The sequence below is a fragment of the Pseudomonas helleri genome (assembly GCF_045830615.1).
Lineage (GTDB): Bacteria > Pseudomonadota > Gammaproteobacteria > Pseudomonadales > Pseudomonadaceae > Aquipseudomonas > Aquipseudomonas helleri.
The window spans coordinates 4872010-4896714 of the sequence record NZ_CP174501.1; the positions used below are offsets into that span (position 1 = coordinate 4872010).

The 24705-nt window shown below is 59.5% G+C and carries 17 protein-coding genes; 8 read left to right on the forward strand and 9 right to left on the reverse strand.

Annotated features, from left to right (window positions below):
- Positions 1-23: 23 nt before the first annotated feature.
- Positions 24-968, reverse strand: a complete 945-nt coding sequence (gene cpaB / locus ACJJU9_RS22000; protein ID WP_407729527.1) for a Flp pilus assembly protein CpaB — start codon at positions 966-968, stop codon at positions 24-26.
- Between the two features lie 332 nt (positions 969-1300).
- Here cpaB and ACJJU9_RS22005 point away from each other — a divergent pair, with 332 nt between their 5' ends.
- The 3 genes from ACJJU9_RS22005 to ACJJU9_RS22015 all read left to right on the forward strand — a co-directional run bounded on the left by ACJJU9_RS22005 (position 1301) and on the right by ACJJU9_RS22015 (position 2223).
- Complete coding sequence (locus tag ACJJU9_RS22005; RefSeq protein WP_407729528.1) at positions 1301-1525, forward strand: Flp family type IVb pilin; 225 nt, start codon at positions 1301-1303, stop codon at positions 1523-1525.
- 61 nt (positions 1526-1586) lie between these two features.
- Entirely contained in the window at positions 1587-1808 is a 222-nt protein-coding gene (locus tag ACJJU9_RS22010) for a Flp family type IVb pilin (RefSeq protein ID WP_407729529.1), read from the forward strand.
- 4 nt (positions 1809-1812) lie between these two features.
- Positions 1813-2223, forward strand: coding sequence for a response regulator (locus tag ACJJU9_RS22015; protein ID WP_048366492.1), 411 nt, complete (start codon positions 1813-1815; stop codon positions 2221-2223).
- 74 nt (positions 2224-2297) lie between these two features.
- Here ACJJU9_RS22015 and ACJJU9_RS22020 read toward each other — a convergent pair whose 3' ends face one another.
- The 3 genes from ACJJU9_RS22020 to pbpC all read right to left on the reverse strand — a co-directional run bounded on the left by ACJJU9_RS22020 (position 2298) and on the right by pbpC (position 8223).
- On the reverse strand, positions 2298-3980 hold the full coding sequence (locus ACJJU9_RS22020; RefSeq protein WP_407729530.1) for a ShlB/FhaC/HecB family hemolysin secretion/activation protein: 1683 nt from the start codon (positions 3978-3980) through the stop codon (positions 2298-2300).
- 184 nt (positions 3981-4164) lie between these two features.
- Positions 4165-5607, reverse strand: coding sequence for a collagen-like triple helix repeat-containing protein (locus ACJJU9_RS22025; protein ID WP_407729531.1), 1443 nt, complete (start codon positions 5605-5607; stop codon positions 4165-4167).
- 288 nt (positions 5608-5895) lie between these two features.
- Positions 5896-8223, reverse strand: coding sequence for a peptidoglycan glycosyltransferase PbpC (gene pbpC / locus ACJJU9_RS22030; RefSeq protein WP_407729532.1), 2328 nt, complete (start codon positions 8221-8223; stop codon positions 5896-5898).
- An 85-nt stretch (positions 8224-8308) separates the two neighbouring features.
- Between pbpC and ACJJU9_RS22035 the strand changes: the two genes are divergently transcribed.
- Entirely contained in the window at positions 8309-8602 is a 294-nt protein-coding gene (locus tag ACJJU9_RS22035; protein ID WP_048366495.1) for a hypothetical protein, read from the forward strand.
- Positions 8603-8671: 69 nt separating this feature from the next.
- On the opposite strand, the gene ACJJU9_RS22040 is transcribed toward ACJJU9_RS22035, so the two are convergent.
- Positions 8672-13564 carry an alpha-2-macroglobulin family protein gene (locus ACJJU9_RS22040; protein ID WP_407729533.1) on the reverse strand — a complete coding sequence of 1631 codons (4893 nt, stop codon included), beginning with the start codon at positions 13562-13564 and terminating at the stop codon, positions 8672-8674.
- 187 nt (positions 13565-13751) lie between these two features.
- Between ACJJU9_RS22040 and ACJJU9_RS22045 the strand changes: the two genes are divergently transcribed.
- On the forward strand, positions 13752-15080 hold the full coding sequence (locus tag ACJJU9_RS22045; protein ID WP_153351505.1) for an MATE family efflux transporter: 1329 nt from the start codon (positions 13752-13754) through the stop codon (positions 15078-15080).
- Between the two features lie 84 nt (positions 15081-15164).
- Here ACJJU9_RS22045 and speA read toward each other — a convergent pair whose 3' ends face one another.
- The 4 genes from speA to ACJJU9_RS22065 form a co-directional block, all read right to left on the reverse strand.
- Positions 15165-17078 carry an arginine decarboxylase gene (gene speA, locus ACJJU9_RS22050; RefSeq protein ID WP_048366498.1) on the reverse strand — a complete coding sequence of 638 codons (1914 nt, stop codon included), beginning with the start codon at positions 17076-17078 and terminating at the stop codon, positions 15165-15167.
- 217 nt (positions 17079-17295) lie between these two features.
- On the reverse strand, positions 17296-17667 hold the full coding sequence (locus tag ACJJU9_RS22055; protein WP_048366499.1) for a translation initiation factor Sui1: 372 nt from the start codon (positions 17665-17667) through the stop codon (positions 17296-17298).
- A gap of 762 nt (positions 17668-18429) precedes the next feature.
- Positions 18430-18972, reverse strand: a complete 543-nt coding sequence (locus ACJJU9_RS22060; protein WP_048390900.1) for an NUDIX hydrolase — start codon at positions 18970-18972, stop codon at positions 18430-18432.
- A gap of 3 nt (positions 18973-18975) precedes the next feature.
- Positions 18976-19935: a DUF2333 family protein gene (locus ACJJU9_RS22065; RefSeq protein ID WP_371929025.1), complete on the reverse strand. Its 960-nt coding sequence runs from the start codon at positions 19933-19935 to the stop codon at positions 18976-18978.
- A 397-nt stretch (positions 19936-20332) separates the two neighbouring features.
- Here ACJJU9_RS22065 and ACJJU9_RS22070 point away from each other — a divergent pair, with 397 nt between their 5' ends.
- The 3 genes from ACJJU9_RS22070 (at position 20333) to ACJJU9_RS22080 (ending at position 24669) form a co-directional block, all read left to right on the forward strand.
- On the forward strand, positions 20333-21949 hold the full coding sequence (locus ACJJU9_RS22070; protein ID WP_407729534.1) for a diguanylate cyclase: 1617 nt from the start codon (positions 20333-20335) through the stop codon (positions 21947-21949).
- A gap of 1109 nt (positions 21950-23058) precedes the next feature.
- Entirely contained in the window at positions 23059-24018 is a 960-nt protein-coding gene (locus ACJJU9_RS22075) for a methyl-accepting chemotaxis protein (RefSeq protein ID WP_407731023.1), read from the forward strand.
- A gap of 129 nt (positions 24019-24147) precedes the next feature.
- Positions 24148-24669 (forward strand): hypothetical protein, encoded by a 522-nt coding sequence (locus ACJJU9_RS22080; protein WP_407729535.1) that lies wholly within the window; start codon positions 24148-24150, stop codon positions 24667-24669.
- The last annotated feature ends 36 nt before the right edge of the window (positions 24670-24705 follow it).

Genomic DNA, 24705 nt, shown 5'->3' on the forward strand with positions numbered 1-24705 from the left:
CTTCCTTGCAGATCAGGCTTTTTTTATTGAGCAGGCTGTTGGGCCGTTTGGTTGCCGCGAATAATTTCGATGCCCCGCGCACGCGGAACGACGCCGCCGCCGGGGTTCGCCACCGGGGCGACTTTTGCCGGGCCGGTAAAGGCCAATTGGTTGAACTGATAAAGGTCGCGTCGGGCGTTCTCAAGCTTGCCTGGGGCGTCTTGCTCACCCGCCCAGTACTTGCTCAAGCGATCTTCCTTGGCGCTGCGCACGGCCAGGCGCAAGGTGCCCGCTTGGGCGGCGAGCATCAGTTGGCTGAGCAGCGGCGCGGGAACGGCCAGCACGGCCGAACGTGCAGTGGCCCGGCGCTGTACTTGTTTGAGGGCTTCGTCGGCACTCAGCGTTGCCTTGGATGACTGACCGTCGCTGCTCTGCCCCACCTCATCCCCCACGCTCAACACCCGCACGGCCGGCACCACCACTTGCGCCGACTGCTGCGGGTTGGACTGGTCCTCGCGCAGGGACAGCAACACGTCTACATAATCGTCAGGGGACAACTGCCCGCTGGCGCCGATCACTTCATCGATGGCCACCGCCAGTGCGCGCTCATCCGGGCGAATCATCCGCGCCAGCGGCCCGCCGACTTCAAAGCTTTGTTCATTCAGCCAGGTGCCAGCACTCAGGCTACGCCACGGGGCACGGCCCACCACCTGATCAACCGCGGCATAACTGCCTGCGGGCGCCGTGTGCAATTTTTCAAGGGTCACATCGTCGGCCGTCAAGGCCACATGCGGGGCGACATCGCGTACCAGCACCACCACAGGCTTGCGCGTCTGGTCTTCAACTGTGGCGACACTCTGCTCAACGACTTGGGTTACCGGTACCTGCGCAACCGGCTCTTGGCGGGTTATGACCAAACCCCAAAAACCCGCGGCAATGGCACCGATAAACAAGAGCGCGGCCAGGATCAAACTGCGTCGGTTATTCATTAACACACCCCCTTTGCCACTCTGCACTGCACATCTGAAAATCCATTCGCCTATTGGTCGCTATGACAGGCATTATTATTGCGACCATTTCGCTATTTGAAAGTAGCGCACACAAAGCAAAATGCCATTAGGCAACTCAAAAAAAATAAAGTGCCGCCGAAGACCTTGATTTACCGCAACTTTCACATGGACACTTTTGGATTAATACTTTTGCATTAGTGCTTTTTAACAGTTGATGGATCCCATTTTCTTGCCAATGCTGTGATGGCAAATAGTAATTACGTCGTCCCCTTGCTGTGCAGTGCCCTCTTTGGCGCACCAGGAGAAACCAGATGCTTACCAATACTGTTCTGAAAGTCTATGTTCCGACCCAACTCTTCGTGGCGCACCATGTCAAACAGTTTGCAAAGCGCACTGAAGGGGCGTCGGGTATTGAATATGCGATTATTGCAGCCATGGTTGCGATTGCTCTCGCTGCCTTTGTGACGCCTATTTCTACTCAAATCAAAGCTATGTTCACTACTATTCAAACGGCAGTGACCAAAACAGGCACATAACCTAAGCGTTTTAAAAGGAAAGACAAACTGCTGCTACTAAGGCGCTCTCAGGAGAGATCAGATGTTTTCAACAACTGTTCTGAAACTCTATGTTCCGACCCACGTATTTCTGACACGTCAAGCCAAGTTGTTCTCTCAACGTACAGAGGGCGCGTCGGGTATTGAATACGCCATTATTGCGGCAATGGTCGCTATCGCTTTAGCGGCCTTCGTCACCCCAATATCGGGCTCAATCGACACCATGTTTACAACGATTAAAAACGCTGTTACCAAACCCGCTTAATCTCATGAACAGCCGATCTAAACGCCAACAGCTTCTCTTGGTAGACGACGAAGAGGACGCTCTGCTGGAGCTGGCCGAACTGCTGGAGGGCGAGGGCTTTTGTTGCTTTACGGCAACCTCAGTCTCACTCGCCCTTCGGCAGTTGACCGTTCACCCGGACATTGCCCTGGTCATCACCGACCTGCGCATGCCCGAAGAAAGCGGCATTGCATTAATCCAGCGCCTGCGAAATCACACCGCTCGACAACACTTGCCCGTCATCGTTATTTCCGGCCATGCCGACATGGACAATGTCAGCGACTTATTGCGTTTGCAAGTCCTGGACTTGTTCCGCAAACCGATCTATCACGACCGTTTAATCCACACCCTCAATTACTTATTCCCCGTCTCCAAACTCTACTCCGTCCGCCCATAACCCCCCATCTACTGTAGGAGCGAGCTTGCCTCGCGATCTTTTGATTGTTTAAAGATCGCAAGACAAGCACATCCTTATAACTGATAACTAAAGCTCAAGGTATAACGCGGCCGACGGTTAAAACTGTCCAACGCCATATCCGACATGGGCTTGGCCACCTCCAGCGATATATTGTAATAACGCTTATCGCCAAAACGCAGCCCAATGGCTGCAGATGACATATCAGAACCTTTAAGGGGAAGTTCGTTAAACCAGGTTTTCGCCTTATCCAATACGGCATATGGCTGTAACAGTTTCACCCACTCACCGTCGCGATTAAAACTGTAGTTGAGTTCATAGGCCACACCCCAGCCTTTATCACCTGACGCTTGATCATCGGGATAACCACGGCCAAAATTTTGACCGCCGAATACAGCACGCTCACTGTCCGCCAATGTATCGTCACTCCAATACAAAGCGCCCGATACTACGCCCTGCCAATTATCGAAAAACGTATCACTTTGAACACCTGACACACGCAAGCGAAAGAAATCCAGATCATAGTGATTGCCGGTCAAGTTACTTTCCGTCTTGGCCCCCAACCCATTAATGCCTTGATATAAACCTGCACTGACAATCCGCAATTGTTGGCCCGTGGACTTGCGCCAATCCCCTTCAACCGCCAAAGCCCGTACATTGGTTTTTTCGCTGATGGTTTGCGAATAACCGACGATGTCGTAATCGGTTTTATCGTTCACCCCATATAAACGACCCGCAACGCTTAACCATTGGTCAGGCGCGACGATCAGCGGGTGGCTGACGCCAATCGAAAAGCGATCATTTTCGCGGTAGGGCTTGAGCTCAAAACCGTCACTGGTCGCAATACTGGTGGCCGGATCACTGCGATAACGCGTGCCATACAGGCTCAACTGAGTGCCTTCGGCGTTCAGATACTGGCTGTAATCAATGCGGTAGTAGTGTTCTTTGTCGTGCCCCGGCGGGAACAACCCGCTCACGGTCAATTGCTCGGCCATGGCGGTTTGCGAGTTGCTGTTGACGCTGAACAAGGCCTGGGTACTGTCGCGGCTGCCTTCGACCAGGCTCATGCCGGTGGTGAACGGTTTGCGGCTGGCCGTGACGTGCAGCGTCGCCGCCCCATCGGTGGTGCCCGGCGGCGGCACTTGCGCCTGCAACGTCACCCCCGGAATACGGCTCATCAGCGTGGCATAGCGATCAAAGGTTTTGCGGGTCAGCGGGCGTTCGCCCTTGAGTTTGTCGACCAGTTCATCAATAAAGCCTTTGACCCGCCCGACATCACCCTCCACCTGGTAATCGCGGATATACCCTTCGACCAGTACCACTCGCACCAAGCCCTGATCAAAGTTCTGCGGCGGCAAAAACGCGTACGACAACAAGTACCCATCGGTTTGGTAGCGCTGAGTGATGGTGCGCGTCGCTTCAATCAGCTCACTGAGGGTAATTTCATGCCCCAGCAACGATTTATAGGCGGCGCCCAGCTCTTGCAGCGGGTACACCGTGCCGCCCTCGATCTGCAATTTGCGGATGGTCAGGCGGGTGCTCATCATCAAGGGCTGGGCGTCGGTCGCGGCCGGTTTGGGCAGCTTTAACGCAGGTGTTTGCGGGCGATAGGCATCCACCGGCAAGTTGGGCGCGGGCAGCGACTGCAGGGTTTCGTTGCTGTTGAGATAGCGTGGAAGCGGTTCGGCCCCCACGCACGGGGCCAAGGCCAATAACAAGAACGGGACATAAGTTCGCATATGACACTCCATGGTCAACAACAGCGGCTTAATGGCCTGGACGCGCCATTAAGCAATGACGCTGTCCAAACAGCAGTCCTACAACCTGGATACAAAAAAAGACGAGGGATTCATGACAATCCCTCGTCTCAACCAAGCGTAGGCGTTGTAGGTATGGCCGTCGAACCGGCCAGGTGCAATTTCGTCAGTTTTTCTTGCCCAAATTACCCAGCCCGCCAACCACGCCTCCAACCAAACCTGTGACCAGGCCAGTTCCCGAACTTGCACCCGCACCCGCGCCAGCACCTGCTGCGGCACCCGCTCCGGCACCGACACCCGCACCTGAGGAAGAAGTACCTGCTCCCACCCCGACACCGGCGCCTACGCCCACCACCGCACCCACTCCACCACCCAACAAGCCGCCCACACCGCCTGTACCAGCGCCCGCTCCAGTGACGGTATTGACCACCCCGCCAACCGTGCTGGCAACACCGCCCACCAGGCCGCCTACTGCACCGCCTGCGCCCGTACCGGTGCCTGAACCTGCACCGCCAACGGCACCTGTCACGCCACCCAGCAACCCGCCGATGCCTGTGCTGGTGCCTGTACCGGTACCTGTTCCAGCCGCAGGGTTCACATAACCGCCCGCCTTGTCAGCCACACCGCCGACACCGACCAACGCGCCACCGACCAGATTGGTGACCGGGTTTTGATCGCCCACGCCGGTCACTTTGTTGCCAACGCCGGCCACCACTCCACCGACTTTGTTCAGCAGGCCGTCAACCGGTGCGCCCAACCCTGTGGCTGTGCCGATTTGCCCGGTGGTTTTTTCCACCAGCGAAATCACCGGCACCAGCACCTTGTCATTGACCCCGCCGGTTACTTGGCCCAATTGCCCGCTGGTGACATTGGTGGTCAACGTATTGCCCAGCATGGTGACCGTGGTCCCGACTTTATTCACCAGGCCGCCGGTGACATCCGTGACGTTACCGGCAACGCCGCCCACGATCGGGATCTGGCTGATCGGTGTGTTATTGATCACACCGCTCACGCCCTGGCCCAGTGAGGACACCCCTTTGCCGATATCAGACACGGCATTGGTTGCGCCAGCGACAGTGATGCCCAGTGAGTTTTTATCTGTACCAATCGTGCCCAGGCCTTTATCCAGGCCGTCAGTGATGGACGTCACCGCATTACCGGTGTTGGTCACCAACCCGCCTGCCGCGCCCACCACAGGCACCGTTGTCAGGGTGTTGCCCAAGTCGCTGACAGTCGAACCGACACCGCCGACAGCGCCGCTCACCTGGCTGATAACTTGCCCGGTGACCAGGGGCGTGTTGCCGGCGCCGTTGTTCCCGCCGCCGTTATTGCCGCCTCCGTTGTTGCCACCGCCGTTATTACCACCGCCATTGTTACCGCCGCCGTTATTACCACCACCGTTGTTGCCGCCGCCGTTATTGCCGCTGCCGTCACCACCGCCATTATTGCCGCCACCGCTACCATCACCACCGCCGCCCGTACCGGCATCGGGCGTACTGGCTTCAACATGACTTTTAGAACCGCCACCGCCGCTATGGCAGCCGGCCAGGCTGACGGTCATCACTAACAAAAGGGCTGTACTTGTTTTTAACCACAGTTGAGTGTTCATGATTATTCCCTTGCACCTGCTTAGCCAGAGTTCGAAGGCTCCCTGCTCTAACGTCAGAGATACGTTCATCCGTGGCTTCCATCACAACGCCGGACCGGGTATTGAACAACTCACTACTTGGTATTAAGCCCTTATATAACCAGCGCCCACGCGCAGACTAAAACCCAACAAATCAACACGTTACCCAAAACAAAACACACCACTCACTAAAGTGATAACCCCAATTCACTGTAGGAGCGAGCTCGCCTCGCGATCTTTTGATCTTTAAGAACATCGCAAGCCGGAGGCCTACTCCACGACGCTGAATTCAACCCGTGCGGTTTGCCCGCTTTCGTCGAGAACACTCAGCTCATAGCGCCCTGGCTGTTCAAGGGTGGTGTTGAGCGCTTCTTGATGGCCGCTGTCGCCCAGCGGGGTGCCATTGAGGAACCACCAGCGCCGACCGTCACCGCCCAGCGCAGTCAACGTGAGGCGCAATGACGCCTGGCTCGCCGCCGGGCGCCGCAACCGGTCCCCCTCTCGCACACCGACAATCGACAACGCTGTTACCGAGTTCAATGCCGGTGGCGGGCATTGCGTCGAGGCAGGCGGCAAGCGCGCTTCACGCCGCTCCACCCGAGGCAGCCACGGCTCCAGCGGCGCAGGCCACAACGCCACCTCACGGGGCTGCGCACCGGGGCATTGCGGGCTAACGCGCAGCCCTTGCCCATCCACCCACAGGGTTTCGCGCAAGCCCACGCCCAACGGTTGATCCGCCGCCAGCAAGGTCGGCGGCGTGGTGTTATCCAGCGTCCAGGCAAAGCGCTGGCGGCGGCAATTGGGGTCGCTCTTACTCAGCGGCTGGCCCAGCGGCCAACAAATCGCCGCCACGCCCACGCTGCCCGGCACGGGCTGCACCGGCGCGACAATGCCGCGCTGGCTGTCGCGGTTGCTCAGCACATCGTGCACTTGCAGCATCAGCGGCGCCGCCGAAGCCAGACCAAACTGCCCCGGCACCGGCGTACCGTCCGGGCGACCGATCCACACTCCAATCAAATAGCGCGGCCCTACACCAATGGCCAACGCATCGCGAAAGCCATAACTGGTGCCGGTTTTCCACGCCAGGCTGGGGCGCTGTACCAACTCGGCGGTCGGGTCACGGTCCGGCCGTGCCTGGCCGCTCAAGATGCGTCGAATAATCCACGCCGAACCCGGCGACAGCATGCGCCGCTCGACCAGTTCATCCTGCGGTTGCAGGCGCAGGTTGGCGCTTTTGCCACCCCGCGCCAGCGCGCTGTAACCGCTGACCAGATCTTCCAGACGGCTGCCGGCGCCGCCCAGAATCAACGCCAGATTAGGCTCTGCCAGCGCAGGCAAACTCAACGGCACGCCGCCGTTGCGCAGGTCGGCCGCAAAACGTTTCGGCCCGTAGGCTTCAAGCAGTTGCACTGCTGGCAAGTTAAGCGACAACGCCAACGCCGAACTGGCCGACACCGGCCCGCTAAAGCCCATCGAGAAATTACCCGGACGGTAATCGCCGTAACGCCGCGGCACGTCTTGCAACAGCGACTCGGAATGAATCAGCCCGGCATCCATCGCCATGCCATACAAAAACGGCTTGAGGGTCGAGCCCGGTGAACGCAAGGCGCTGATCATGTCGACATGGCCAAAGCGCCGCGCATCGTTGATGTCTACAGAGCCGAGGTACGCGCGCACGGCCATGTTGTCTGTTTCAACCACCAGGATCGCCGCCGAGGTGTGCTCGGGCAGCCGCGCACGCCAGCCCAGCAGCAAGTCTTCGAGACGGCGTTGCAGGTTAGCGTCCAGGGTGGTGCGGATCAGCGGCGGGCTGTGCGGGCGATTCAAACGCCGCGCCAGCAACGGCGCCAGGCTCGGTTCCAGTCGCGGCGCGAGCAACAGCGGTTCTTCCAGCGCTTCATCCACAGCCCCTTGTGGCCATACCTGATACTCGGCCAGACGCCGCAACACCTTGTCCCGTGCCACTTGCGCCCGCTCGGGATGACGGTCAGGCCGCAAGCGACTCGGCGCTTGCGGCAACACGGCCAGTAGCGCGGCTTCAGAGCGCGTGAGTTGCTGCGGTGACTTGCCCAAATACGCCCAACTGGCCGCCGCCACCCCCTGCAACGTCCCGCCAAAGGGTGCGCGATTGAGGTACAGGTTCAAGATCTCGGACTTGGACAGATGCCACTCCAGCTGCGCCGTACGCCACAACTGGCGCAACTTGCCGGGCAAGGTACGTTCATGGGGATCGAGCAAACGGGCGACCTGCATCGACAAGGTGCTGCCCCCCGACAGCACTCGTCCGCCACTGAGGTTTTGCCAGGCCGCCCGGCCCAAGGCCAGCGGGTTAACCCCCGGATGCTGATAAAACCAGCGGTCTTCGTAGGTCAGCAACGCCTCAAGGTAATACGGCGACACCTCGTCCGTTTGCACGGGGTAACGCCATACGCCATTGGCATCGGCAAAGCGCCACAGCGGCGTGCCGTCTTCGGCCAATACCACACGGGCCAAGTCATCCTTGGGCAACGGCAAGGGCCACAGCCGGTCGGCCAGCCACAGCAATGCGACTGCCAGCAACAGGCCGCAGGTGCTCCACAGCACGATCTTTTTAAGCATTACTCATTACGCAACTTTGCACCTTGTCTGGTTGCCTAAGGGGTATCTCTGGCACAGTGGCCATCTTATTGATCGGGACATCCCCATGCACGTCGAAAGCTTTATTGGAAATCTGGGCCTGTGGTTGGGCACTGTCGTTCGCTGGATCGTCGAAAGCTTGAGCGGCCTGTTCACCATGATCACTCAAGCAGGCAGCAACTTTATCGACGGTATGGCCCGCGCCTTGGGCATGGACACCTCTATCGTCAGCATCGCCGTACTGGTGCTCGGGCTGTTGTTTTTGTACAACGCCGTGCGCGCCTTTATGCGCGCCTCCATCATCGGCGGCGTGATCTGGCTGCTGTTGGGGCTGTGGGTGTTGAGCTGGATTATTAACTGACGCCGTGGCCTCGCGGTCTTTTAAACATCAAAAGATCGCGAGGCAAGCTCGCTCCTACAGAGGGTGGGGTTAGCGGGCCTTGATCACCATGTCGCCGGGGGTTTCGCCCACGGCCTGCCAGTTGGGCCGGTACATCGACTCCACTTGCGGCGGCGGTACGCGATAGGTGCCCGGCGTCACGGCACGCGCCAGATACAGCAGGTGCGTGGTGCCATAGCCGTCCAGTTTGACCGCCGCGACGTAACGGTCATCGCGGTATTCCTGATGTTGCACGCTGGCGTATTGCATCGCGTCGCGCCATTGCTTGACCTCGGTGCTGGCATTTTCAAGGCTGGCCGCACTCTGCCCCAGGTTCTGGTTTTCCAGTTCAAGCCCCGCAGGCAGCAAATCGACGACCAACGCATCCGGCACCGCCTGCTTGGCCGTGACCGCCACGTGCACCAACACCAGATCGCCGCTTTTCAGGGCCTTGATGTTCAGCGGCTCGCCATTCATGCCCAGGTAATCGCGGCGAATGCTCATGTTCTCGCCACCCGCTGCCGGGGCCTGCTGTGGATAACCCGAAATCGTCAGCTGTTGGTACACCGCGTCGCTTCCTTCGTTGCGCAACGTCAGCGGCTGCGTCAGCAATGGCCCGTCAAGCTTGAGGCCCGACTGCTGGTTATTCAGCTCGCGGGTTTGCTCGCCACTGGTGAGCTGCGCCGACCACTTGGCTTCTGGCTGGCTCAACAGGTCACGCCCAGCCAGGAACAGCGAGTTACGCTCCTGGGTCGACAACCAACGGCTGGCAGCCAACAAATCTGACAACTCAAACAGACGCTGCTCACGCTGGCCGCTCATCAGGTTGTTCTCTTCCAGCAGTGCCACGATCAGCGCCTGATCGCGCAGCGGGCTGCCGTAATCGCCCAGCCATTGATTGCCTTGGCGCTTGGCCGCCAACCCGGCCAGCAACGCCTGATCGGCACGCGGCTGATCGCCCATTTTCTGCAAGGCAATCGACAGCTGCACCAGCGGCAAGCCTGAACGCGCATCGCTGCGACGCTCAAAAATACTGCGCAATGCGCCCAGCGGCGCCTGCTGGCTGCGGGCCAGAACCAGCGCCGCATAGGCCTGCACGGCAAAGCGGGTGTGGTCGAGGTTGTCGCTGTAGTCGGCTTCGATCAGGTTGCGCTCTTGCACATACCGCAGCAGCCGCTCGTTGGCCTTTTTCAACGCATCGGCCGGTACGGCGTAGCCCTGATCACGGGCGCGCAACAGGAAGTCGGTGATGTAAGCGGTCAGCCAATACTCTTCCTGACCGTCGGCACCCCACAGGCCAAAGCTGCCGTTGTAGCGCTGCATGCCCAGCAGGCGCTCGATCCCCAGTTCAATTTTGCGGGTGCGCTCGGCGTCCGGCTCACCTTCCAGGCCCAGGCGTTTGAGCAACGCCGCGTCAGCGTACAGCGCAGGGTACAAGCCGCTGGTGGTTTGCTCGGAGCAGCCATACGGGTACGCCTTGAGCGCACGAATCTGTTCGCCCAGGTTCAACGGCGGGCGGCTCGACAGGCTCAGCAAGGCTTCGCGCCCGGCCGGTTCAAAGGCATGCAACTCACCTTCTGGCAGGCTCCACGGTTGGTCCGTGAGCACCGCCCGATAATGCTTGAGCAACGCCGGGTACGCCGGGCGCACGCCCAGCGTCCATTCGCGGCTGAACGGCGCCAGGGTTTCACCCGGCAGGTCCAGACCACTCACGGTGACCTTGACCACGCCCGTACCAAAACCGCCCAGCGCCTTGACCGGGATCTGCAATGTGCTGCGCTGCCCGGGGCTCAGCGTGACGTTTTGCGTGGCCTCACCGAGCAGGTTGAGTTGGCCGTCAGCGTTGAGGGTGACGGTCAGTTTTTGCGGTTTGTCGGTCAGGTTGGACAGGTCCAGCGCCAAGCGGGTCTCGTCCCCTCCGGCCAAAAAGCGCGGTGCGGCCAACTCGGCCACCAAGGGTGCAGCGACCACGGTTTTGGCCTGGGCCATGCCGTAGCGATCATCGGTCCAGGCTTGCGCCATCAAGCGCAGTTCGCCGTTGAAGTCCGGGATGTTGACGCTGACTTCACCTTCGCCCTGGGCATTCAGAGTGACCGGTGCACTTTGCAGCGCGACGATGTTCACGCTGGTGGCCGGGCGTTTACCGCCTTTGGCCAGGGCCGCGTCACCGCCGAATGCGAGGCTGGCCAAACGGCCCTGCCCGGCTTCGATCAGTTGCCCGTAAATATCCAGTTGGTCGGCGCCATAAGCCTTGCGCCCAAACAGGCTGGCGTACGGATCCGGGGTCGGGTAATCGGTAATGTTCAGCACCCCGACGTCCACCGCAGCCAGCAAGACATGGGCCTGTTGCGGAATGCTGCCGTCGGCGTTTTTAGCCTGAATCTTCACCGTCAGCGGTTGTTTGGGGCGCATTTTTTCAGGCGCATCGAGGGTCAGCGCCAACTTGCGCTGGGTTCGGTCAAGCGGCAGGTGCAACACGCCCACGGCACGTTTTGGGGTGATATTGGTTTTACGCTCACCGGGACGAATCACCAGCGCGCTGACATACAAATCGTGGCGCGCCCACGTCGGGTCGAGTTTGATGTCGAAGGTTTTGCCTTCAGCCGGCACTTCGATTTCTTCCCACCACAACGGCCCGTCACTGCCTTCGACCAGCAGATAACCTTTGCCCGCAGCGGGCGGCGTGACCGTGACTTTGGCGGTATCGCCATCGCTGTACGCCGCTTTGTCTAGTGCCAGCTTGACCTGATCCGGACGCACGGCGCCGCCTTCGGCGTTGTCCTGGGCACGATAACCGGCCCAGAAACGCATGCTGCTGACCAACCCGGTTTGCGGGTCTTCGACCTCCACACGGTACGGGCCCCACTCCACCGGGAAGCTGACCTTGGCGGTTTCTCCGGCCTTTACGCTGACCGTTTCTTCGTTGAGGTTCAGAAACTTCTCGTTGTAGTGATAGCTCCAGCCGTCGCTGTCCGAGTAGTTCCAGTAGTAGTCACGCCGCTCGCGCACCAAGCGCACCTTGAGGTTTTCAGCCGCCAGCTTGTTGCCCTGAGTGTCCGCTACCAACAGCTCGAATTCGGCCGGGCCATCGCCATCGGTTTCAGTCCCGTCAAATAACCCGCGAAGCCCCGGCAAGCGCTCCGCTGGCCAGACCGGCTGCACCAGCCGTCGGGTGATCGGGCGACCACCGGACTCTTGCAAGCTGGCCTGCACAATCACCTGCAGCGGCGACTTGGCTTCGCTCCATTGGCTATCAATGGTGAGGGTTTCTTTGCCATCAGCGTTGAGCACGCTCTCGTCCAGCTCCAGGTCCTGGGTCAACTCGTTCTCGGTGACAGAACCGAATTGATAACCCGGCAATGCGCTGACTGCCTCGCGCAGGGGCCGCACATACACTTGGCCGCTCAAGCGATTGCCCGCTGCCGGGGCGCCATACAAGTAACGACCCGTGACCTGAATCTCAGGGTTTTGCTCTGGACGCAGCGGCGTGTCGCTGCCTTTGAGTTCCAGCGCCATGCGCTCCGGCAAGAAGTCTTCGACCGAAAACTCATACAACTGCGGCTTGCCGTCGCCCAGATCGAACACCAACTGCCAGCGCCCGGTCGGCGCCTCGCCTGCCAGTGCCAAGGAATACTGGTAAAAGCCCGAAGCATCTGGCTCCCAGACGAACTTGCGGCTGACTTGCTCGTCCGGGCGACGTACTTCTACGCTGACCGGCTGCGGCTTGACCGGCTTGCCGTCGCGATCGCGCAGCAAGGCATTGAGCAACACGGTTTCGCCGGGGCGGTACAGATCACGCGGGCCAAACACAAAAAATTGCAGCGGGTGTGCCTGCGGACCAGCGATGTCGAACTCGGCCAAATCCAGTGCCGCCGTGTTCAAGCGCAGCAAGCTGGTCTGATCGCCCTGACGCGCCAGCAGCACTTCGGCCTTGGGCGGCAAGGCCAGCTCGGCGTGGCCTTGTTTATCGGTTTTGCCTTGGGCGAGCATTTTGCCTTTGCCGTCGAGCAACTCCAGATCCACATTGGCCAAGGCACTGCCGCCCTCCAGCGCCTGGGTGAACACATCCAGACGCTTCTGATAACGGTGCACGGAAAGGCCGATGTCACTGAGGGTGAACAAGGTGGCCGGGGTCGAATAGTTGTAGCTGCCGGACGCGGTCATCACCGCCAGGTACACGCCCGGCTGCTGCAACGGTTTGATCCCCGAGGTGGGCAAAATCAAGGTTTCGCGAGTGTTGCGAGCCGGGTTCAGGTCAAAGCGCCCGCCGTAGACCAGATCGGCCATGCTCAACAGGTCTTTGGCTTCATAGCTTTGCAGGCTGCTATTGCGGCCCCATTGGCTGAGAAAGGCAGGCAGGGATTCGGGTTTGACGCGGAAGAACTCAACGTCGACCTTGTCGACATTCAGCGCGATCACCGGCAACCCTTCGGCCAAACGTGTCGGCAGCAAGTTGCCGCGGCTGGCAAAGCCGACGGTGGGTTGCAGGTCACGGGTTTCAAGACGGCTGATGTACTCGGCGGCCAGCGTCGCCTCGTTGACGGCACGCAGGCCGGGGTCGACGGTGAGGATCAATTTGCGCTGCGGCTCAAGATGGCGCAGGTGCACTTCCATCAGGTTATCCGACAGCTCCCAGGCGCCATCGACCTTGCCGGTCTTGGCATCGACCAGGTGCAGTTTTTCTGCGAAGTTTTGCTTGGGGTCCAACGGCACCGAGAAACTCACCGACAGCGTGCTGGCACCGTCCAACTGCACTTCAGAGACATCCACCACGTTTAACTCACGCCCGGCAAAGCGCTCGGCCAGCACCTTGGGGTCTTGAACCGGCTTGGCAGCCTGCGTGACGGCGGCAGGCTTGGGCGTCTCGGGCTTGCCGGATGAAGAAGAATCGCAAGCACTGAGCAGCGCCAGCGCGCAAGCCAGAAACAGTCCTTTGTTAAGCATGGTGTACTCATTGTAGTGGCAGTGAAGGGGCGACTATATAACAGCGTGACGCGAACGGCAGATGCGCTGGTCGCAAAAGGCACCGCTCTTGTAGCCACTGACGAGGCACGAGGCTGCGATGCGGGCCGCAGGACCGCCGTTTGCAGGGTTTACTTCCGCTACAATGCCGGTCCCCAAAGGAGCCTGCATGTCTTTTCTGTTAGCCGACTGGCGCGACCGCCCGACCCATCGCCGGGTGTGGGCGCTGGCTGCGCCGATGATTTTGTCGAATATTTCTGTGCCGCTGGTGGCGTTGGTCGACAGCACAGTGATTGGCCATTTGCCCCACGCGCATCAATTGGGCGCGGTGGCGGTGGGCGCCAGCCTGTATATCTATCTGGCCTGGATGATGGGCTTTCTGCGCATGGGCACCACGGGCTTTGCCGCACAAGCGGCCGGGCGCGGGGATGGCACCGCGTTGCGACAAATCCTTGTGCAAGGGTTGCTGCTGGGGCTGGGGCTTTCGCTGTTTCTGGCGGCCATTGCACTCCCGTTCAGCCGCGTGGCGTTGAGCGTGATGCAGCCTTCAGCCGAGCTGCATGACATGACCCTGGCGTTCTTTCACAACCGCCTGTTTGGCCTGCCAGCCTCCTTGGCCAGTTATGCGCTGGTGGGCTGGTTTTTGGGGGCGCAAAACGCTCGGGCGCCGCTGGCGATTTTGCTCACCACCAACCTGATGAACATTGCCCTTAATCTGTGGTTTGTTCTCGGCCTGGACTGGGGCGTGGTCGGTTCAGCGCGGGCTTCGGTAATTGCCGAATGGAGCGGCGCCCTGCTCGGCCTGTGGCTGACACGCGGCGCACTGCGGGCGTATCCGGGCAAGATGGCGTGGGCCGCGCTGCGCGTCTGGCAAAACTGGAAACCGCTGCTAGGGGTTAACCGCGATATTTTTATCCGCAGTTTGCTGCTGCAATCGGTGTTTTTCGCCATCACCGTGCAAGGCGCCCGTTTGGGCGACGCCACCGTGGCGGCCAATGCGCTGCTGCTTAATGGTTTGCTGTTGACGGCCCACGCGCTGGACGGTCTGGCCCACGCGGTCGAAGCCTTGTGCGGGCATGCCATCGGCGCCCGTGATCGCACGGCATTACGCCGGTCGATGGTGGTTGCGTGTGGTTGGTCGTTATTCGCCAGTGCGCTGTTTGCGCTGCTGTTTTTACTGGGCGGGCACTGGTTTGTCGAGATGCAAACCGACATTGCCAGCGTGCGCGAAACCGCCTTCCAGTACTTGCCGTACCTGGCCGTTTTGCCATTGATTGCGGTGTGGAGTTATTTGCTGGACGGGCTGTTTATCGGCGCGACCCGCGCGCGGGAAATGCGCAATGCGATGCTGTTGAGCGTGGCCATTGCCTTCCCCGTTGCCTGGGCCTTGCAGGGCGATGGCAACCACGGGCTGTGGATAAGTTTCTTGCTGTTTATGGTGCTGCGCAGCGGGATATTGGGGCTATACGCCACGCGAATCCGCTGGTTTACCTCATAACCCTGTAGGAGCGAGCTTGCCTCGCGATCTTTTAAAGGGTCAAAAGATCGCGAGACGAGCTCGCTCCTACGGGTCAGTTGAGTCTTACGAAGACAAGTAAGACGAACGCGTCAGGCCCAGACGCAAGGCGTCGAGGAACTGGGTGCGCTCTTTGACGCTGATCTTGGCGCTGGCCACTTTGTCGCGGTAGTGAGTCATCAACTCCTCGGGCGACAAGTGCACGTAGCGCAGCATGTCTTCGATGGTGTCGTGGGTCTCGATACCGGCGTGGTACACGCTGCCATCGGCCTTCTGGTAGATGTTCACCGAGTCGGTGTCACCGAACAGGTTGTGCATGTCACCGAGGATTTCCTGGTAAGCCCCCACCAGGAAGATACCCAGCAGGTAGTCTTCGCCTTCGTTGAGCGCGTGAACCGGCAGGCTGGTTTCGATGCTCTGCTCGTCGACGTATTGCTTGATCTTGCCGTCGGAGTCGCAGGTCAGGTCTTGCAGCACGGCGCGGCGCAGCGGTTCTTCGTCCAGGCGATGCAACGGCAGAATCGGCAGGACCTGGCCAATCGCCCAGGTGTCCGGCAGGCTCTGGAACACCGAGAAGTTGCAGATGTACTTGTCGGCGAGCTTGTCGTTGAGTTCGTCGAGCACTTGGCGATGCGAACGCTGACGCGCTTTCAACGAGTTGTGCAAGCGACGGCACACAGCGAAGTAGCACTGCTCGGCCAGGGCTTTTTCCGACAGGGTGATTTTGCCGTCGGCGTACTGGGTGGCCACGTCGCTCATGTAGTGCGTGGCGCGCCAGTAGGTTTCGGTGACCATTTCAATGTCGGTCGGGCCCAGCAGGTCCACCAGCCACTGCACGGTCTCGGGCAGGCTTTCTTTGTTTTCGATCTCTGGCACGTCGTCGTTGTGCTTCTCGACGTCGGTCACTTGCACCACCAGCATGGCGTGGTGCGCCGTCAGCGAACGGCCGCTTTCAGAGAAGATGTGCGGGTGCGGCAGGCCTTGTGCGTCGCAGAACTCTTTGAGCATGCCGACCACAACACCGGCGTAGTCGTCCATGTCGTAGTTGATCGAGCTGGCGTTACGCGAGTGCGTGCCGTCGTAGTCAACGCCCAGACCGCCGCCCACGTCGATGTGATCAACCGGCAGGCCGAGGTTGCGCAGTTCACCGTAGTAACGGATCGCTTCTTTGAAGCCGTGCTGATAGTCGGCCAGGTTGGCGATCTGCGAACCCATGTGGAAGTGCAGCAGGCGAATGCCTTGATCCAGACCGGCGCCACGGAACCGCTCAACCACCGACAGCAACTGCGCAGCCGACAAACCGAATTTGGATTTTTCACCGCCGGTGTCAGCCCATTTGCTCGACGCCAGCGACGACAGGCGCACGCGCAAGCCGACCTGCGGCTTGACCTTGAGCGAAGCCGCCTCTTCGATCACCAGGTCCACTTCGGACTCTTTCTCGATCACGATGAACACGTTGTGGCCGAGCTTCTGGCCCATCAAAGCCAGGCGAATGAACTCACGGTCTTTGTAACCGTTGCAGACGATGGTGCCGCCTTTCGGGGCCAGCGCCAGCACGGCCAGCAGCTCTGGCTTGGAGCCGGCTTCAAGGCCAATCGAAACGTTTTGGGTGGCGATGATGTTCTCGATCACAGCTTCTTGCTGGTTCACCTTGATCGGGTACAACGCGGTGTACTGGCTCTGGTATTCCAGGCGCTCGATGTTGGCATCAAAAGCACCGGTCAACTGGCGTACACGGTCCTGCAAAATATCTGGAAAACGCACCAGCAATGGCAAGGACAAGCCACTTTGGCGCAGTTCGTCGACTTGCTCGTACAGATCGATGGGCGAGCTGTTCGGGCCGTTCGGACGGACTTCTACGCGACCGGCTTCATTGATCGCGAAATACCCGGCCCCCCAATGGCGAATCCCGTAAACACTGCGGCTGTCCGCAACTGTCCATTGGCTGCCATCGTCTTTGCGTGTGCGTCGTACGGACATCGAAGTCCCCTATATATAAGTCAAGTAGCCAAACCTGTGACCAGGTCGGCGCAGTCTAATGAGTAAAAATGACGATTAGTCTGCTCAGGGTAGACCCTGACAACAGCGCCGAGTTTAGAAACCCGCAATAACAGGCTCTGTGAAAACCATGGCAGCCGCCCTTGCCGGGCCTTATTCAGGCAGCAAGACAACGACGCGGTGGTTTTGACAGAGGCTGCTAGCCGCCGGACTTCTTGGCTTTGAAACCGTGCTTGACCAGTTCGGCCAGCAACAGCTCAACGTGGTCGCCCTGGATCTCGATGATGCCGTCTTTCAACGCACCGCCTGTGCCACAGCGTTTTTTCAACGTGGTGGCCAGTTCCTTAAGTGCGTCTTCGGCTAACGGTACGCCCGTGATGGTCGTCACCGTCTTGCCGCCGCGGCCTTTGCTTTCGCGGCGCACGCGGGCAATGCCATCACCGGCAGGGATCAGGGTTTGTTTGCAGGTACAGGCGTCTACTGGCTGACGACAGTCTGGACAGTGACGACCTGCGTCGGTGGAAAATACCAGGCCACCCAGGGCGGCGAAGGATGCGGCTTTTTTGGCCACCGGCAATCCTCATATGGAGGACAAAAAATTGGTCGGTGCATGACGCGCTTGCGCCAAGGTGTACCGACCGCGAAGCCCCACTCTGGCAGGGGCAGCGCAACTCAAGCGCAAAAGCACCTGAGCCTGAAAAGGTCGCGCAGTGTAACGACAAATTCGCCGAGGCCCAATAGCCAATTGGCGCAATTTTTAAACAAGCAATGCATAACCCGTAGGAGGGGCCGCCCCGTCTTCGACGCCGCGCTGTCGCGCAGCAAACAGGCCGCCGAGTATCTTCAGCATCCCCCAATCGGTTCCCTCTCCTTCGGGAGAGGGCTAGGGTGAGGGGGCTCTTGACTTGAGTACATATCCGTTGCTGCGGCAACGGCCACTTAGGGTTCCGGCCTTACGCCGCGTCACTTTGCAAAAGCGGCAAAGTAACCAAAACGCTTTTGCCCCTACCCCTCGGTGCCTCGCTTTGGCTCGGCATGCCCTCACCACAGGCCTTGCTCCGTAGGCCCGCCGCGATCGGCCATCCATGGCCGTGTCGCGGCTAACCCGGCGTCCTGCCGGGTTACCCACTGCGCAAAACCTGCGTTCGGCCAGCGTGGTTTAATGGGGCCTTTTAGATCAAGATCAAAAGCAAGATCTAGATCAAAAGATCGCGAGCAAGCTCGCTCCTAAAAATCCTTTAAAATCAATCACTTATTTTATGTTTGATAAAAGCTGCAGAAGGCTGCGATCTTTTGATGTTGAGGATCAAAAGATCGCAGCCTTCGGCAGCGACTACAAAGAAGACGGTTGCGCCAGATAACGCCTTAGGGCATCCAGTGAATCCGGGCAAAAGGGCTGCTGTTCACTCAGGCGCAAGGCCTCGGCCACCGGCATGAACAACGCTTGCTGGACTTCTTCGGGCTGCACCTGCAAAGGGCCGTCCCAAACCCCGGAAAACACCCCGCACCACAGGTGGTTTTGCGGGGCCTCAAAGTAGAAGCGTTCGTGGGCCGTCAGCTCAATGCCGCTCACGCCCAGTTCTTCTGCCAGTTCACGGGCGGCTGATTCTTCGTAGGTTTCATTCGCCCCGACCATACCGCCCGCCGCCACATCCCAAAAGCCCGGATACAGCGCCTTGCTAAGGGTGCGCTGGTGCACACACAGGTCGCCGGCCGAATTGAACAACAGGATGAACGTGCCACGCCCGATCAGGCTGCGCTCGCGCAATTCATGCCGCGGCAAAGCGCCCAGCACGCGGTCGTCGCGGTCCACCCAGACCACCTGTTCGACATCAGAGGCCGCACGGTGCGCGGCCTCTAAAGTGGAGATTGCCATCCCTTAGCCCTGCGACAGCAATTGACGAAGGTCCATGACCGCCGCATTCGCCCGCGAGATGTAGTTGGCCATGACCAGCGAGTGGTTAGCCAGAATGCCGAAGCCGCTGCCATTGAGGATCATCGGGCTCCAGACCGGTTCTTGGGCGGCCTCCAGCTCACGAATGATCTGGCGCACGCTGACCGTGGCGTTCTTTTTCGCCAGTACATCGGCGAAATCGACTTCGATCGCGCGCAGCAGGTGGGACAAGGCCCAGGCCTGACCACGGGCTTCGTAGAACACGTTGTCGATTTGCATCCATGGGGTTTCAACGATTTCTTCGTCCACCACAGGCACCTGGCCCGGCAGCAGGCTTTCGGTTTTCAGCGTGGTGTTGAGTTTGACCCGACCGACACTGGCCGACAGGCGCTGCGACAGCGAACCCAGGCGCGTCCCCACATCACCCAACCAGTTGTTGAGGTTGTCGGCACGAGCATAGAACAAGGCGTTTTTCTGATCGGGGTCAGACAAGCGCGCCTGATAACGGCTCAGGGAGTTGATGCCTTCCTGGTACTCCGACTCACTGGACGGCAGCATCCAGCTCTTGTTGTCAAAGTTGAAACGAGGCTCGGCCTTGGCCAGATCGGCGTCTTCGGCAGACTGCGATTGCGAGCGGGCGAAGTCTTTACGCAAGGCACGGGTCAGGTCACGCACCTGCACCAGCACGCCGTATTCCCAGCTCGGAATGTTGTCCAGCAAGACACCCGGCGGGAAGCGGTCGTTGGACAAGTAGCCGCCGGGCTTGTTGAGCAAGGTCCCGGCCACGGTTTTCAGGGTTTCTACGGTGGTGAAGCCCGGGACCATTTTCTGGCCGCTTTTTTCAGCCGCCAGCTGTGCATTTTGCTGCACCGGGAACAGGTCTGGTTCGCGGCTCCAGTACCAGCCAAGGCCCAGGCACACCACCACATAAATGCCGACCAGCATGGCAATCGAGCGGCTCAGCAGAATGCTTTTGAAATAGCCACGCGGCTTTGCTTGGGTATCCTTGACCGACTCGCGGGCGCTGTCGCCCTCTCGTTTTTTCCAGTCCAGCATGGCTATGTCCTTTCAGATGCTTGATTCAACAGTTCGACCACAACCCTACCTCATCGTGCCTTGTTGCACGATTTTTAATCACGGCTAGGCTAAGTGCCGAAACCGCAAGGCCAGATCGGCCCGGCACTATAAAACATGCGTGCAGCCACGCCTACGCAAGGGCGGCCAATGGCTAATATCGGTGTGGGCGAGTTAATTTCAAGGTAAGACCGGATCAAGCCAACACTAGGTGCTAGCATAGAGCCATCACTCGACCCCAGCATGCCCCTTACCCAGCAGCCAGGATATGACCGAGCACGAAGACCTCAGCCACGAACGCCTGAAGCACCACTTCGCCCAGCGCGTTACGCACCAGGCCCGTCAGATTCTTGAAATTTGGCAGCGCATGCAGACTCAGGAATGGTCACCCGCAGGCCTCGCTGAATTCAGCGAAGCCAACCTGCGCCTGCTGCGCTTTGCCGAGCGTTTCGACCAGCCCGAGCACAGCGAACTGTCACAGGCCACCGACGCGGTGCTGCAACAGGTGGCCGACAATCGCGGCCGACTGAGCAGCCCGTTGATCACCGAACTCAACCGGCTGATGCAACGCTTGTCGCGCACCGGCCTGCGCCACGGCGATCAACTCGGGCACACCGCCCTGCCGCCGCTGCGCAAACCGATCTACATCCTCCTGCAAGACCATGAACGCGCTCAGCGCCTGAGCACGCAACTGGAGTTTTTTGAACTCAGTGCCGTGGCCTTTGACAGCCCTGGCGCCTTTCGTCAGGCCATGATCGAGCGCCACCCGGCAGCCATCGTGATGGAAGTCGATTTCGCTGGCCCCAACCAGGGCCTGGCGTTGGCCGAAGAGGTCCAGGTCGGACTTGAGCAAAAGCTGCCGCTGTTGTTTTTCAGCCAGCATGAAACCGACACCCCTACCCGCCTGGCCGCCGTGCGCGCCGGGGGGCAAGCGTTTTTGACCGGCACCCTCGAAGTCTCCAGCCTGATGGAAAAGATCGAGGTGCTGACCTGCGTGGCACAGTACGAACCGTATAAAGTGCTGATCATCGACGACTCGCGTGCGCAGGCGCTGCACACCGAACGCCTGCTCAACAGCGCCGGGATCATCACCCGCACGCTGACCGAGCCGATTCAAACCATGGCCGAGCTGGCGGACTTTCAGCCCGACCTGATCATCCTCGACATGTACATGCCGACCTGCACCGGCACCGAGCTGGCCAAAGTCATTCGCCACAATGATCGCTACGTCAGCGTGCCGATCATTTACCTGTCGGCCGAAGACGACATGGACAAACAGCTCGACGCCATGAGCGAGGGCGGTGATGATTTTTTGACCAAGCCCATCCAGCCCCGTCACCTCATCACCACCGTGCGCAACCGCGCCGCCCGGGCCCGGCATTTAAAAGCACGCATGATTCGCGACAGCCTGACCGGCCTGTTTAACCACACGCACATCCTGCAACTGCTCGAAGATTGCACCTTCCGCGCCCGCCGTGAAAATCGGCCTTTGAGCTTTGCGATGCTCGACCTTGACCATTTCAAACGGGTCAACGACTGCTACGGCCACCCCATGGGCGACCGCGTGATAAAGAGCCTCGCGCTGTATCTCAAACAGCGCCTGCGCAAGACCGACTTTATTGGCCGCTATGGCGGTGAAGAGTTTGCGATTGTCATGCCCGACACCGATCAAGAGTCTGCCTACAACGTGCTCAACATGATTCGCCAGCGTTTTAGCGAAATCCACTACCCGGCCCAGCCCAACGATCTGTGGTGCTCATTCAGTGCGGGCGTGGTGCAGCTGCACGGCGAGTCCGACAGCCTGAAAATGGCGTCACAGGCCGATGAAGCGTTGTACTTCGCAAAGAACAATGGCCGCAATCAGGTGCAACGCTTCACTCGATAAAGGCTAATCGCCACTATTTGTGCCGAGCCAGCCCGGCTCGTCATATCGCTGTAACTTAAATGCAATAACTTCAGCCGCTTCTCACTGCGTAGTAGGCAGAATCTCTTATGCGTCTGAAGCTGCTAACCAACCTCAACATCCTGTTGCTGGTCGCCGTGTGCCTCGCGTTGGGCGCTACTTTATGGTGGTCGCAACAGGCGCTGGAGCGCCCGTATCTGTTGATGGAGCGCTACTTGAGCCTGTCGCAGCACTTTCAAAACCAGGTCGCCCGCAACATTGAAGACTACCTGGCCAGCGGCGATGCGGTGCGCCTGAGCGAAGCCAACAGCGCCCTGGAGACACTCCAGAATCAGCTTGCCCCGCTGCCACCGGCGCTGGCCGAGACCGTGCGCCCCAGCCTTGAGAACCTGAATAGCTTCAGCAATACCGAGCTGCTGGCGGCGGGCAAGCTGGCCGGCGACCCACAAGCTTTATTACTGCAAGCCGAACGCGAACTGGCCGCCAACCTCGAACAACTCAGCCAATACGCCAGCGAAGCCAACACCCCTGAAGCCCCGCATTATTTAGCGCCGCTAATGACCGCCTCGCTGCACCTGGCCAAGCTGTCGTTGAACCGCGACAAACTGGTCAGCAGCGGACGCAGTGAATTGGCCGGTGACGTAGAGCGCGAACTGGCCAGCATCCAGGCCCAGGCGCAGCAAATCGACGCCCTGCCCCTGCTCGGCGTCAGCAGCAAAAGCACTTCGGGCAATGACGACTTCGCCGCAATAATGGGCCTCGAAGCCAATCAGAGCACCCAGACCGAAGATGCCGGGATCAACCTCAAGCGGGAGCTGAACAACCTGCTGAGCCGCTACCCGGCCGAGCTTAAACGCACCCAGACGCAGATCGAACAACGTACCCAGTTGAGTACCACCACGCACCGCAAGCTGGACGCGGTGCAACACGCCATTGCCGAGCTGGAGCCGGTGGTCCGCGCCCAGCACGGGCAGATTCAAGACGAAGTACGGCTCATGCAAGGCCTGATGATTGGCCTGATCCTGCTGATTGCGCTGTTGATCGACACCCTGCAACGCAAGCTGGCGCGGGTGCTGACCTATCTGGCGCCGATGCTCTCGACCTGGGCCGAAGGCGACTTCAGCCGCGACATTCAACTGGGCAAAACCAACCGCGAACTGCATGACATCGAGGCCTCACTGAATCGCCTGCGGGCTTATCTGGTGAACCTGGTGGGCACCATCCGCCTGAACGCCGAGCAAGTCGCGGGCAGCAGCCAGACCCTGGCGCAACTGAGCACCGATTTACACGGCGGCGCCGAGCGTCAGGCCGGTGACACCGCACAAATCCGCGATGCCCTGGGTGAACTGGAAGCGACTATTTCCCAAGTGGCCGGCGATGCCAGCCAGGCCGCCGACGCCAGCCGCAGTGCCGGTGCCGCCGTGGCGCAAGGGCAATTAGTGATCGGGCAAAGCCTCACCGGCCTTTACGCGTTGGTGGGCGAAGTGCAAGGCAACGCGCAGACGGTCGAGCGCCTGGCCGAAGAGTCAGCGACCATTGGCGGCGTCCTCACGGTGATTCGCTCTATCGCTGACCAGACCAACCTGCTGGCACTCAACGCCGCCATTGAAGCCGCCCGCGCGGGCGAGATGGGCCGTGGCTTTGCTGTAGTTGCCGAAGAAGTCCGCTCCCTGGCGCAGCGCACCGCAGGCGCGACCAACGAAATCCAGAACCTGATTGCCGGGCTGCAACTGGCGGCACGCCAATCGGTTGAAGGCATGCGCGCGCAGGTGGAGCATGCCAAAGCCACCGCACAACAGGCCCAGGACGCCGATGGCGCACTGGATGAAATTGTCGGCGCCATTACCACCATCTCCGACACGGCGGTGCGTATCGCCGACGTCACTGCGCAACAAAGCGGCGCTGTGAGTGAGATCCGCGATCACAGTGAGCGCATTCATTTATTGGGCGACGACAACTTGCAACGCATCGGCATTGCCCGTAATCAAAGCCAGCAACTGTTGCAACTTGGGGGCGAACTTAATACCGCGGTGCAAGCCTTTCGGGTATGAATCAACCCTAAAGCCGGTGTACCTGTTACTTCTGACAGTATCTATTGCTGTCAGGAGTGATATTAAATTGATGTTGTATTAGGCAGCGCTTAAACAGGCTGTTTCCTGTACGACATCAACAGGTGCGCCATGAGACAAACCATTCTTCTAGTGTTTGCTCTGTATTTGCCGCTCAGTGAAAGCGCAACGCTGCACATTGAAAACCAGTCGCTCTATATAGCCGTCATTATTGACTACCCCGCCGGCTACCCCTGCGCGCCGGACCGCCAGAACGTGCGGCCGTGTCTGATTCTGCCGCTTGCGGCCACCTCGTATGAACTGCCTGAGGCTGAAACCTTGAGCGCTGTACTGCGTTTTATCTCACTGCCGGCTACTTCTAACGTGGCGCTCGGTGATTTAAAAAAACATGCCTTTAAAAGTACCGGCGACTTCACCTATCAGCCGTTGGGGGCGTTGAAGTATGAACAAGTGAAATGTGAACTACCGATGGATGAAGGCATCAGCATTACCATCATCCTGGTCGGCGTTATGGATAAAGCCTGTGAAAAAGGCACCGACCGACGTCTTTCATGGGTCTATAAACGCAATGACGTTGACTTGAAATTCATCATCAAAGACCTCCCGGCCAAACCCCACTCCCGCCCCCTGTAGGAGCGAGCTTGCCTCGCGATCTTTTGATCTTGATGA